General features: G+C 71.9%; 9 protein-coding genes. 5 read left to right on the forward strand and 4 right to left on the reverse strand.

Going from position 1 to position 12,235, the window contains the following annotated elements:
* Positions 1-32 precede the first annotated feature (32 nt).
* Complete coding sequence (locus AB0959_RS12495; RefSeq protein ID WP_366826333.1) at positions 33-1,808, reverse strand: hypothetical protein; 1,776 nt, start codon at positions 1,806-1,808, stop codon at positions 33-35.
* 223 nt (positions 1,809-2,031) lie between these two features.
* On the reverse strand, positions 2,032-3,417 hold the full coding sequence (locus AB0959_RS12500) for a transcriptional regulator (protein ID WP_366826334.1): 1,386 nt from the start codon (positions 3,415-3,417) through the stop codon (positions 2,032-2,034).
* A gap of 306 nt (positions 3,418-3,723) precedes the next feature.
* Here AB0959_RS12500 and AB0959_RS12505 point away from each other — a divergent pair, with 306 nt between their 5' ends.
* The 3 genes from AB0959_RS12505 to AB0959_RS12515 all read left to right on the forward strand — a co-directional run bounded on the left by AB0959_RS12505 (position 3,724) and on the right by AB0959_RS12515 (position 6,917).
* On the forward strand, positions 3,724-4,392 hold the full coding sequence (locus AB0959_RS12505) for a bifunctional DNA primase/polymerase (RefSeq protein ID WP_366826335.1): 669 nt from the start codon (positions 3,724-3,726) through the stop codon (positions 4,390-4,392).
* A gap of 129 nt (positions 4,393-4,521) precedes the next feature.
* Positions 4,522-5,310, forward strand: coding sequence for an ABC transporter ATP-binding protein (locus tag AB0959_RS12510; RefSeq protein WP_366826336.1), 789 nt, complete (start codon positions 4,522-4,524; stop codon positions 5,308-5,310).
* A complete protein-coding gene (locus AB0959_RS12515; protein WP_366826337.1) occupies positions 5,307-6,917 on the forward strand; it encodes a transporter in 1,611 nt (536 codons plus the stop codon). Before AB0959_RS12510 ends, AB0959_RS12515 begins: the two co-directional genes overlap by 4 nt.
* Before the next feature lie 131 nt (positions 6,918-7,048).
* Here AB0959_RS12515 and AB0959_RS12520 read toward each other — a convergent pair whose 3' ends face one another.
* Positions 7,049-7,996 (reverse strand): alpha/beta hydrolase, encoded by a 948-nt coding sequence (locus tag AB0959_RS12520; RefSeq protein ID WP_366826444.1) that lies wholly within the window; start codon positions 7,994-7,996, stop codon positions 7,049-7,051.
* A gap of 743 nt (positions 7,997-8,739) precedes the next feature.
* Positions 8,740-9,432, reverse strand: a complete 693-nt coding sequence (locus tag AB0959_RS12525; RefSeq protein ID WP_366826338.1) for a metal-dependent transcriptional regulator — start codon at positions 9,430-9,432, stop codon at positions 8,740-8,742.
* A gap of 279 nt (positions 9,433-9,711) precedes the next feature.
* On the opposite strand from AB0959_RS12525, the gene AB0959_RS12530 reads away from it, so the two are divergent.
* Together AB0959_RS12530 and AB0959_RS12535 are read left to right on the forward strand one after the other, a co-directional pair.
* Positions 9,712-10,464 carry an SIS domain-containing protein gene (locus AB0959_RS12530; protein WP_366826339.1) on the forward strand — a complete coding sequence of 251 codons (753 nt, stop codon included), beginning with the start codon at positions 9,712-9,714 and terminating at the stop codon, positions 10,462-10,464.
* Positions 10,465-10,641: 177 nt separating this feature from the next.
* On the forward strand, positions 10,642-12,087 hold the full coding sequence (locus AB0959_RS12535) for a PAS domain-containing protein (RefSeq protein ID WP_366826340.1): 1,446 nt from the start codon (positions 10,642-10,644) through the stop codon (positions 12,085-12,087).
* Positions 12,088-12,235 lie beyond the last annotated feature (148 nt).

Consider the following 12,235-nt stretch of genomic DNA (forward strand, 5'->3'; position numbering starts at 1 on the left):
CACCGGCCAGGGTCGTCACGACCGGCCCGACCTCACAGCTGCGTGGGCTGGCGCTCGGTGAGTCCGTAGGTGGACGCGATGGAGTTCCACAGCTTGGCGGCCTTGTTCTTCTCGGCGCTCGCCGTGCCGCTGGCGCGGTTGCCGGCCTGGGTCTGGGCCGTGCTGCGGGCCTGTCCCTTCCGGCAGCCCTTCTTCTTGCCGGTCTGGTCGGCCCAGGCGGCGTAGTGGTTGTCCGCCGACGCGGAGGCCTTCCACGCGTTGGTGAGCGCGGTGGTCAGCGCGGCGTGGTCCGTCAGCTTGTCGACGGAGAGCTGAGACAGGCGCGTGACCAGGTCGTTCCGCTGCTTGGCCGCGTTCCGCAGGTCGGTGGCGGCCTTGGAGAGGTTGTCGCAGCGCCTGATGTCCGCCACCGCGTTGATCACGGCGGTACGGCTGTTGCCGCTGTCGGCGAGGAGCTTGTCGAGGGCGACGGCCTGCTCCTTGGCCGGGTCGGCGGACGCGGACGGAGACTCGGCGGCGTCGGAGGCGGCCGCGACGGGCTTGTTGTCCGCGTTCTGCTTGTCGTCCCCGCCGCCACCGCTGAGCAGGGCGCCCGCGCCGATGCCGAGCACGGCGATACCGACGCCGACGGCCGCGATGAGGGGGACGCGGGAGCCCGTACGACCACGCTCCCGGCCTTCATGCCGGCCCGCGGCGCGTCCTCCGTCTCCGTAGGGCGCCTGCGCGGGCTGCCCGCCCTGCGGGGGCTGGAAGCGGGGCAGCTGCTGGGTGGCTCCCGCCCCTTCACCGCCCGGCTCGCTGCGGAAGAGGCTGTCGAAGACGTCGGGCTGCGGCTGCGGCCCGGCCGCACCGGGGCCCCCGCCCGTGCCGTACGACTGCGGAGGTACGGGAGGGATGTACTGCGTCGCCTGTGCGTCGGGGTTCCCCGGCGCCGCCGCTGGGGGCAGCGGGCCCGCTCCGGGCACGGATCCGGCGCCCGGTCTGGAGAGGTGCCCCAGGTACTGCGTCTCCTCGGAGGACGCCTGGGACGTGCCGGACACCTCGGGCGGGAGGGCGCCCGGACCGACCGGCGGGATGAACTGCGTCGCCGCCTCGTCCCCGGGGTGGGCGGTGACCGGGGGTATGTACTGGGTGACGCCCTCGTCGACCGGAGCGGTGGGCCCCGCGGGCGGCAACGGAGCGCTCTGCGGCGCGGACGGCGCCTGGCTCTCCTGCGGCGGGAGCGGGCTTCCCGTCTGCCGGTCGACCACGCCTGCCTGCGGGGGCAGCGGCCCCGCCGGAGCCCCGTACGTCGGGGGCTGGGCACTCTCGGCCGGCATCGCACCGGGCGCGGGCTGACCCTGCTGCGGCTGCTGGTGCTGGTGCTGCTGGACCTGCGGCTGGGGCGCCTCGGCGTACGGCTGCTGGTGCTGCGGTGGCGTCTGTGGCTGGGCGTACGGGTTCTGATGCTGTGGCTGTGACTGTGGCTGTGGCTGTGGCTGGGCGTACGGCTGGCCGTGCTGCGGCTGCGGTGCCTGGCCATAGGGATGCTGGTGGGTTTGCGGCGGCGGGGCGCCCCAGCTCTGGTCGCCCCACTCCGGAGCCGGTGCCCCGGCCTCCTGCTGTCCCGGTCCGTACCACGGCTGGGCCGGCGGCGGGGCCGGGGCCGCCGACTGATCGGGGCCCCACGGTTCGTCCCAGGACCGGCCGGGAGCCGGTGCCGCCTGCTGGTCGCCGGGAAGCAGAGGAGCGCTCCCGTCGGAGGGCAGCACGATGCCTTCGCGCGGTATCCGCGCCGAGGGCTCCTCGCCCTGTCCACTCTGCGTCACCGGGACTCCTACGAATGGGGGACCTTCGGAATCGTCGGTTAACGCTACCGGGTCCCTGGAAGCCACTGCCACGCAGCACAGAGCGTGATACGTCACGGGGACGCCCCTGAAAGGGGCGCGGGGAACTGCGCGACCAGCCACAACGAACCCGCACCCCGCAACGAACCCCACGCCCCGACGACGCACCCCGAAACCGCTCAACCAGCGGAGCCAAGCGGCGGAGCTAAGCCGCCGACTGCAACTCCACCCGCGCCCCGAACTCCCGCACCACCGGCTCGTCCCCGAACGGCTCCAGCCGCTGCTGGAAGTCCTCCAGATACTCGGCACCCCGGTTGGACCGCAGCGTGCCGAGCAGGTCGACCGCCTGCGACGCCGTGTGACAGGCCTGCTCCACCTCACGCTGCTGCACCTGCGCGGTGGCGAGCAGCACGAGACCGATCGCCCGGCGCCGGGCGCGGGACTCGGGGTGCCCGTCGAGGGACTGCCGCGCGCACCGCGCCGCAGACTCGGCCTGCCCGAGGTCGCGGTGGCAGTGGGCCAACTCGTCGGCCAGGTACGCCTCGTCGAAGTGCGCGATCCACACCGGGTCGTCCCCGGACGCCGGATCGGCCGCCTCCAGGGCCGCGACCGCCCGCCCGGCCGACAGCTGGGCCGCCCGCGCGTCACCCATCAGCGCGTGCCCCCGCGCCTCGGCGGCGTGGAACATGGACTCCGCGCGCGGTGTCACACGCCCCCGGGCCCCTTCCTGCGCCGCGCGCGCCAGTTGCGCGATCTCCCTCGGGTTCCCGAGCTGCGCCGCGAGGTGGCTCATGGACGCGGCCAGCACGTACCCGCCGTACCCGCGGTCGCCCGCGGCCTGCGCGAGCCGCAGCGCCTGGATGTAGTAGCGCTGGGCCAGGCCCGGCTGCCCGGTGTCGACGGCCATGTAACCGGCGAGTTCCGTCAACCGGGCGACCGCCGCGAAGAGTTCGCGGCCGACGGCTTCCCGGTACGAACCCGCCAGCAGCCCGGAGACCACGCTGTTCAGGTAGTGCACGACGACCGGGCGCACGTGCCCGCTGCCGTACTGGTGGTCCAGGTCCACCAGGGCCTGGGTCATCGCCTTCACGGCGGCCACGTCGGACTGCCCGACCCGTGGCCCGGCCGAGCGCGACACCTGCGAGTCGGGCGCGGAGATCAGCCAGTCGCGGCTCGGCTCGACCAGCGCGGACGCGGCGACGGACGAGCCCGACAGGAAGTCCCGGCGGCCGACGTCGCTGCGCCACAGCTCGCAGACCTGCTCGATGGCGCCAAGGACGGTCGGAGAGAACTGCAGGCCGACACCCGAGGCGAGGTTCTTGCCGTTGGCCATGCCGATCTCGTCGATCGTGACCGTACGCCCGAGCTTGCGGCCGAGCGCCTCGGCGATGATGGCGGGCGCCCGTCCCCGCGGCTGCTGTCCGCGCAGCCAGCGCGCCACGGACGTCTTGTCGTAGCGCAGATCCAGACCGTGTTCCGCGCCGCACATGTTCACCCGTCGGGCCAGCCCCGCGTTCGAGCAGCCGGCTTCCTGGATGAGTGTCTGCAGCCGTTCGTTCGGCTGCCTGGCGACGAGAGGCCTTGCGGCCATGGCGTACCCCCTGTGGCATGCGGTGCCTGCCCACGCACCGAGTTGATGTGTCCTCAGCGACCGGAGAACCGAAAGAATCCGGCCTTGAAGATCAATGCCCCGCAGACATGACGACAATGCGAGGCATGCGAGGATTGCCGGGGTAAAGGCGACTGGCGTCCTCTACCGTTCCCCCACACGTGGCTACCCAGCCCGGCTGCCATTCCTCCTGCGCGCCCCCGGATGTGCACCCATGCGCCCCGGGCACCGAACGGATGCTCTCCCCCGCGCATGTGACATCCGTAACCCCTGCTGGCGGCTAGAGTTGTGTTCATCGTGGAAGAGACCATCGCGGGCCCTGAAGCTGCCCAAATTCCCCAGCAGCGCGGCGAATCGCTCCTGGAAGCCGCTGTTCGTTACGCCGAAGAACGCCACTGGGACGTGTGCCCGGGCACGTGGCTGGAAGCCGTCGACGGGGTGCAGCACTGCTCCTGCGGACAGCCCGCGTGCGCCGCCCCCGGCGCACACCCGGCGCGTGAGGACTGGGCGTCCCAGGCCACGGGCAGTGCGACCGTCGCGCGCCGGATGTGGTCGGGGGCGCCGAGCGCGTCGATCCTGCTGCCGACGGGGCACTCGTTCGACGCGATCGACGTGCCCGAGACCGCGGGGTTGCTGGCGCTGGCCCGGATGGAACGCATGGACCTCACGCTGGGGCCCGTGACCTGGACGCCGGACCGGCGCATGCAGTTCTTCGTGCTGCCCGGTGCGTCGGTGAAGGTCCCCGACCTCGTTCGGAAGCTGGGCTGGTCGCCGCTGTCGCTGGACCTGACGGCGCTCGGCGAGGGCGAGTACGTGACGGCTCCGCCGACTCGGTACGGGTCTCGGGGGGCCGTTCAGTGGGCTCGGCGCCCTACGCCCGCCAATCGGTGGTTGCCGGACGCGGAGGAGCTTGTTTCTCCGTTGGCTTATGCGTGCGGAAGGGATGGGCGCCGGTAACGCTCCGGGTGGGGGCTGCTGGTTGGTTTCGCGGCTGCGGGCGCGTTGTGGCTTGTCGCGCCCACGCGGCGGAGCCGCATATCCGACACAGCCCCGCGCCCCTTACGGGGCGCGACCTATCGTTGCCTCATGACTGAGGGCGCAGTGGGTGGGGTCGCCGTACGCGTGCAGGGGCTCTGGAAGCGGTTCGGGCAGCAGGTCGCCGTGGCCGGGGTCGATCTGGAGCTGCCGGCGGGACGGTTCATCGGGCTGGTCGGGCCGAACGGGGCGGGGAAGACCACCACCCTGTCGATGGTCACCGGCCTGCTCCGGCCCGACCAGGGCAGCGTCGAGGTCGTCGGGCACGACGTGTGGCGGGACCCGGTGGAGGTCAAGGCGCGCATCGGTGTGCTGCCCGAGGGGCTGCGGCTGTTCGAGCGGCTGTCCGGGCGGGAACTGCTCGCGTACACGGGCCGGTTGCGCGGCCTGCCCGGCGCCGAGGTCGACAAGCGCGCCACCCAACTCCTCGACGTCCTCGACCTCGCGGGCGCCCAGCACAAGCTCGTCGTCGACTACTCGACCGGCATGCGCAAGAAGATCGGCCTCGCCGCGGCCCTCCTCCACAACCCCGAAGTCCTGTTCCTGGACGAGCCGTTCGAGGGCGTCGACCCGGTGTCGGCCCAGACCATCCGTGGCGTCCTGGAGCGGTACACCGCATCGGGCGCCACCGTCGTCTTCTCGTCCCACGTCATGGAGCTCGTCGAGTCGCTGTGCGACTGGGTGGCCGTCATGGCGGCGGGCCGTATCCGCGCGCACGGCCCGATCAGCGAGGTCAGGGGCGAGGCACCCTCGCTCCAGCACGCGTTCCTGGAACTGGTCGGTGCGAGCGCGCGGGACACCGGTTCCCACCTGGACTGGCTGGGCGGCGGGGCGCGATGAGCGCGCCCACGGGTTCCCCGGGGGCTTCGATCACCCCCGTCGTCGTACGGCTGAAGCTGTCGCTGCTGCGCAACGGGCTGCGGCAGTCGGCCGGACGGCGGGCCGCGTACGTCGCCTCCGCCGTCCTCGTCCTGCTGTTCGCCGCACTGCAGCTGATCGGGCTGATCGCGCTGCGGGACAACGCGCACGCCGGGTCCGTGACCGTGCTGCTGGTGGGCGTGCTGGCGCTCGGCTGGGCGGTGATGCCGCTGTTCTTCCCGAGCGGCGACGAGACCCTCGACCCGACGCGGCTGGTGATGCTGCCGCTGCGGCCCCGGCCGCTCGTCCGGGCGCTGCTGCTGGCCTCGCTGGTGGGCATAGGGCCCCTGTTCACGCTGTGCATGCTGATCGGCTCGGTGGTCGCGGTGGCGCACGGCGTGGCCGCGTACGTCGTCTCCGTCCTGGCCGTCCCGCTGGGCCTGCTGGTCTGCGTGGCCCTCGCCCGGGCCGTGGCCACCGCCAACATCCGCCTGCTGACCAGCCGCAGGGGGCGCGACCTGGCCGTGCTGAGCGGTCTGGTGATCGCGATCGGGGCCCAGGTCGTCAACTTCGGGGCGCAGCGCCTTGGTTCGGCCGGACTCGGGCAGCTCGACCCGTTCGGGGACGTGCTGAGCTGGGTGCCGCCGTCGTCGGCGGTCGGCGCGGTGGACGCGGTGAGCGAGGGATCGTACGGCGTCGGGGCGGCCCGACTCGCGCTGAGCGCCCTGGCGTTGGCCGGGCTCCTGTTCTTCTGGTCGCGCAGCCTGACCCGGCTGATGACCTCTCCCGACGGGTCCACGCTCCAGGCCGCCGAACCGGCACGGGACCGTACGCGTTCCGCGGGGCTGGGCCGGCTCCTGCCTCCCGGCCGCACCGGCACGATCATGGAGCGCAGCCTGCGGTACGTGTGGCGCGACCCGAAGACCAAGGCCGCGTGGGTGACGTCGCTGGCCATCGGCCTGATCGTCCCCGTCTTCAACGCCCTGCAGGGCACCGGCTCGGTCTACTTCGCGTGCTTCGCCTCGGGGATGCTCGGGATCCTGATGTACAACCAGTTCGGGCAGGACACGTCCGCGTTCTGGATGGTCGCGATGACCATCGCGTCGTCCCGGGACGCGTACGTGGAGCTGCGCGGGCGCGCCCTGGCCCTGCTGGTGATCACCCTGCCGTACGCGACGCTGGTGACGGTCCTGACGACCGCGCTGCTCGGCGACTGGCCCGCGCTGCCGGAGGTGCTGGGCCTGTCCTTCGCGCTGCTCGGCGCGATGCTGGCGACGGGGGCCTGGTCCTCGGCCCGCTTCCCGTACTCCATACCGCAGGAGGGCTACAAGAACGTGGCCCCCGGACAGGCGGGCCTCGCCTGGATCTCGATCTTCGGCGGCATGGTCGCGGCGGCCCTCCTGTGCGTCCCGGTCATCGCCCTCACCATCTGGCTCAACGTCACGGCGAACGGCGACGACTGGACCTGGCTCCTCCTCCCCCTGGGCACCGCGTACGGAGCGGGAACCACCTTCCTCGGCCTCCGCCTGGCCGCCCCACGAACGGCGGCACGGCTTCCGGAGATCTTGACGGCGGTGAGCAAGGGATAGGGCCGCCTCCCGTATGGGGGCCGCGCCCCTGAAAAGGGGCGCAGCCCCATCAGGGGCGCGGGGAACTGCGCGACAAGCCACGACGAACCCGCAGCTCTAATCCCACCCGCAGCTCTACGGCGCTCACGTTTTCACGGCGCCCCAAGCGGAGCGAACCGGTCCAGAAACGGCTCGATCGCGGAGCGCCACGCGTCCGGCTGGTCATAGTGAATGAGATGCCCCGCGTCGGCGACCTCCGCGTACTGACCGTTCGGCAGGACGCGGACCATCTCCTGGGACTCCGCGCGGCCCAGCTCGCCGTCGAGGCCACGCACCACGAGGGCCGGGCACTGGACCTGGGCGAGCTCCTCCCAGTGCGCGTCGTACACCCAGGTCTCACGGCTCCTGAGCATCTGGTCGGGGTCGAAGACCGGACGCCAGCCGTCCGGGCACTCGTGCATCACCTCGGCGTAGAACTCGCCGCGCGACGGGTTGGGGCGCTCCACCCAGGGATCGTCCTCACCGAACCACTTGCGGACGTCGGCGAGCGTGGCGAAGGGCAGCGGCCAGGCCTTGAACCAGTTCTCCCACTCACGCTGGGAGGCCGCGCCCAGCGCCGAGGCCCGCATGTCGCAGATGATCAGACCACGCACCAGGTCCGGGCGCTTCGCGGCGAGCTGCCAGGCGGTCAGCGCGCCCATGGCGTGGCCGATGAGGACGGCCGGGGCGAGCCCGAGCTGTTCGAGGGCGGCCTCGACGTCGTCGATGTAGGCCTCACGGGTGTACTCCGCCTGGGACGGCTTCTCGCTCTGGCCGTGGCCGCGCTGGTCGAGCGCGACGGCACGGCGCCGTTCGGAGAGCCAGCGGGCGGTGGGCGCCCAGTGCGAGGCGCGGCCCATGAGCCCGTGCAATAACAGCACGCTGGGCGGCTGCGCGGTCCCGGTGTCCGGTACGTCGGTCGTCTCGTCCCCCGCCCCGCTCCCCGGACCGGACCCGACCACGGGATCGATCCCGGGCGGGTCGGTCTTGGGAGGGTCCCCGAACTCCCAGGCAGCGAGACGTACGCCACCCGCTCCGGTCACGTCGATGCGCCGCACCATTGGCACCCCCCAGGCTCCACTCGGACCGCTCGCTCCCGCTTCGAGCCGGCCGGTCCTCTCGTCCTACGGCTGTCGTTCTGCTGCTCCTGCTACTGCCTTGCTTGTGCTTGTGCTGTTGCTGTTGGTGCTGATGTTGTGTTGCTTCCGCGCGCCGCTTGTGGCGGACGACTCCGATTGTTACAGCGTGCGTCCCGCTCGATACGTCACGTACGCACATCACGGCGCTCGATCCCCGGAAGCGCTTCCGCGTCTCCCGTGCGTACTCCCCCCGCACCTGCAACGCGCCCCCAGGCTATCGAATATGTATTCGAAGATGCCGTTTCCGGCGACAACACCCCTCGATCGAGTGACCCCCCTCAAGGATTGCCCGCCGCAGCCGAGGGGAGATCTTCACCGGGAGGCGGACCGCTCGGGGACATCGGTCCGAAGGGGATGACCCTGGGAGCTCGGGGCTCCGGGTCAGCACAGGGGAGGACAGGCCCCGGCGCCACACGGCGCCGGGGCCCTCCGCGTCTCTGCGGCACATCATCCCGTCCCCTCCCCGGCCCACCGTGACGTCGCCGCCACGGCAGGCACAGAGCCCTCAGGTCATATGCCTCACGCGCAAGCCTCGCACGCGAACGGCGCGAGCGCTGCGATTCGGACCACTGAATCTTGGACCGAATCTCAACTAACGCTCCATCCTCAGCAGTTGAGTACCGTCAGCCTGACGGACAGTCACTTCCCCCCGGCGTGACGGTCACTCAGCGCTTGGCCACGAAGACGTGCGAGGCGACGTCGGACTGCAGCTCCGCGGCCTCGCCGCCGCTGCCCACGAGCACGCCGCCCGCCGACTCCGTCACGCTCACCACGGAACCCGGCTGCACACCCGCCCGCCGCAGCGTGTACATCAGCTGCGCGTCCGTCTGGATCGGCTCGCCGATACGCCGTACGACGACGGTCTTGCCCTCCACGCCCGGGTCGAGGTCGGCCAGCGACACCATGCCCTCGTCCAGGAACGGGTCGGCGCCGTCCTTCTCGCCCAGCTCCTCCAGGCCCGGGATCGGGTTCCCGTACGGCGACTCGGTCGGGTGGCGCAGCAGCTCCAGCACGCGGCGCTCCACGGCCTCGCTCATCACGTGCTCCCAGCGGCACGCCTCCGCGTGCACCTGCTCCCACTCCAGGCCGATCACGTCGACGAGGAGACACTCCGCCAGCCGGTGCTTGCGCATCACGCGCGTCGCCAGGCGGCGGCCCTCGTCCGTGAACTCCAGGTGGCGGTCGGGGGCGACCGACACCAGACCGTCGCGCTCCATGCGCGCGACCGTCTGGCTGACCGTCGGGCCGCTCTGGTCGAGCCGCTCGGCGATCCGGGCGCGCATCGGGACCACACCTTCCTCCTCCAGTTCGAGGATGGTGCGGAGATACATCTCCGTGGTGTCGATCAGTCCGGACATTCGTGTGCCCCTCGATGAGATCTGCCGAAGGCTCGACGGCTCCCCGGCGTGTGCGCTGGCCCTGCATTCAATTCTGCCGGATACCACTGACAACCGTGCCGCGCCGTTGAAACCACACGGTGACGACTGCGGTGACGACTGGGGTCATGACCGTACAGACGGGAACGCGGTTCCGTCCCCTCGGGTCGTACGGACAGCGAACTCGGGCCCGTATTGACAGAGAAGTGGTCCAGACCGCACCGTGATCAGCATCCTCTAGAGCCGGAAGGGCTGTTACGAATGGGCGACAGCAAGCTGGCCGAGCGGTTCTTCGACGCCGCGACGGACCTGCTGCGACGGGTACGGGACGAGGAGACGGAGGCCGTCGCGGCAGCCGGCACGCTGATCGCGGACACCGTGGCCGACGGCGGCCGGCTCTTCGCGTTCGGCGCCGGGCACTCCTCCCTCGCCGCTCAGGACATGGTCTACCGCGCGGGCGGCCTCGCCCTGATGAACCTCCTCGCCGTGCCCGGCGCCGTCGGCGTGGAAGCGCCCGCCACCCTGGGCTCCGCCCTGGAACGGGTCGACGGCCTCGCGACCGCGGTCCTCGACACCAGCCCGCTCCGCTCCGGCGACCTCCTCGTGATCATCTCCCTCTCCGGCCGCAACGCCCTCCCCGTCGAGATGGCCACGCACGCCCGCGAGCTGGGAGTGAAGGTCATCGGCGTGACCTCGGTGGCGTACGCCTCCCGGACCACCTCCCGGCACTCCTCCGGCACCTACCTGAAGGACCACTGCGACATCGTCCTGGACTCCAAGATCCCCGTGGGCGACGCGGAGCTCACCGCCGAGAACATCGAGGCCCCGTTCGCCCCCGCCTCCACCGTCGTCACCACGGCCCTCCTCCAGGCCGTCATGGCCACCGCCGCAGGCACCCTCGCCGACCGCGGCATCGAGCCCCCGCTGCTGCGCTCGGGCAACGTCGACGGCGGCCACGAGTGGAACAACCGCATCCTGCGCGAGTACGGCGAGCGGATCTTCTACCTGGGCTAGGGACTGCCCGGCCATGCTTGTGGGAACCCTGGGACACCCGGGGACGGAAATCCGGCGTACAACGATTTCCCCCAATCTTGCGGGAAGCGATGTGTGCTGGGTCACGTTCGAGTTGAATGACTACTGAGTAGCAAACCGACGCGCCGTACGTGCGGACGCAGCCTGCAGGGGGTTCAGGTGAGTGCTTCCCGGCGTAGTGGAACCACGGACGAGCTGGGGCCCGACGAGCCCGAGCACGGCACGGGCACGCCCGTGACCGACGGAGCCGAGCCCACGGCCGAGGCGGACGAGCCCGAGCGCGACGACTCGGACCTCCTCGCCGCCCTTCTCGACGGCATGGACGCCGCCCTGTGCGCGTTCGACGCCGACGGGGCCGTCACCCACTGGAACCGCGAGGCCGAGCGCATCCTCGGCTGGACCGCCACGGAGGCCGTCGGCCGGCACGGGTTCGCCGACTGGGCCGTACGGGCCGCGGACGCCGAGGAGGTCGAGGGGCGGCTCATGTCCGCCATGCACGCCCCCGGGCGGCAGGTGCACGAGTTCGCACTGCTGACCAAGGACGGCGGACGCGTCCTCGTACGCACCCAGTCCGCCGCCGTACGCGGCCCCGACGGCAAACCCGCCGGCGTCTACTGCGCCTTCAGCGAGGTCCACGCCCAGATCGACCTCGAACGGTCCATCGCCCTCAGCGAGGCACTCCTGGAGGACGCCAGCTGGGGCGTCGTCCTCGTCGACGCCGACCTGAGGCCCGCCGTCGTCAACGCCCACGCGGCCCGCTCACTCGGCATCGGACGCACCGCCGTCCTCGGCCGTCCCCTCGGCGAGCTCCTCACCCAGGGCGTCGAGGAACTCGAGAGCGCCCTCACCCACGTACTCGCCGAGGGCGCCCCGCCCGCACCCGCCGAGATCTGGGTGGGCGTGCGCACCCCCGACGGCGAGAAACGGCGCTGCTGGCGCAGCGGCTTCCTGCGCCTGGCCTCGCCCCTCGCCGAGGAACCCGTACCCCTGGGCGTCGGCTGGCTCTTCCAGGACATCACCGAAGCCAAGCTGAGCGAACAGGAAGCCGCGCTGCTGCGCTTCCGCACCAACCAGCTCCACCGGGCCGCGCGCGCCGCCGCCGAGTGCGAGAACCCCGCCGAGGCCGCCACCGTCCACCTCGACTTCTCCCTCGCCGGCTTCGCCGACCACGCGATCGTCGACCGGGTGACCGCGAGCCCGACAGCGGACGCCGACGCCCCGGTACGGCTCGTACGCGCCGCCGCCACCCCCTCCGGCGCCCCCGGCCCCAGCCACCTCACCGGCCACGCGGGCCTCCCCGTCCGCTACCCGGAGGGCCACCCCGCCCTCCAGTGCGTCGACCGCGTCGGCTCCGTACGCGCCAACGCCGACACCAGCACACCCGAAGCCGCCCGCGAATGGGCCACCGCCCGCCAGTGGCCCCCCGACACCGTCCACGCCCTGTGCACCGTCCTCCGCAGCCGAGGCCGCACCCTGGGCGTCGTCACCTTCCTCCGCGGCAGGGGCCGCACCCAGTTCGAACGCACCGACGCGGCCTACGCGGAGGACGTGGCGGCACGGATCGCGGGGGCGCTGGACCTGGCGGAGTTGGCGGAGCCGGAGTAGCCGCCTCGGTGGGGACTCCTGGAAGTTGATTCGACTTTCGGCAGTGTCGGGCGCCCTCCGGTCGCCGTACCGTCGCTTCCGTGGCCGGCGCGACGATCAACAGGGCGATCAAAAGGGCGATCAACAGAGGGCCCGCTCTTCTGACCGG

Origin of the sequence: Streptomyces sp. NPDC046862 (assembly GCF_040704615.1) — a bacterium.
Taxonomy (GTDB): domain Bacteria; phylum Actinomycetota; class Actinomycetes; order Streptomycetales; family Streptomycetaceae; genus Streptomyces.

Excerpts from the sequence above, each read along its gene's own strand:
- AB0959_RS12500 (WP_366826334.1), bottom strand. The coding sequence starts at position 3,417 with ATGGCCGCAAGGCCTCTCGTCGCCAGGCAGCCGAACGAACGGCTGCAG.
- AB0959_RS12520 (WP_366826444.1), bottom strand. The coding sequence starts at position 7,996 with ATGGTGCGGCGCATCGACGTGACCGGAGCGGGTGGCGTACGTCTCGCT.
- AB0959_RS12510 (WP_366826336.1), top strand. The coding sequence starts at position 4,522 with ATGACTGAGGGCGCAGTGGGTGGGGTCGCCGTACGCGTGCAGGGGCTC.
- AB0959_RS12530 (WP_366826339.1), top strand. The coding sequence starts at position 9,712 with ATGGGCGACAGCAAGCTGGCCGAGCGGTTCTTCGACGCCGCGACGGAC.
- AB0959_RS12515 (WP_366826337.1), top strand. The coding sequence starts at position 5,307 with ATGAGCGCGCCCACGGGTTCCCCGGGGGCTTCGATCACCCCCGTCGTC.
- AB0959_RS12525 (WP_366826338.1), bottom strand. The coding sequence starts at position 9,432 with ATGTCCGGACTGATCGACACCACGGAGATGTATCTCCGCACCATCCTC.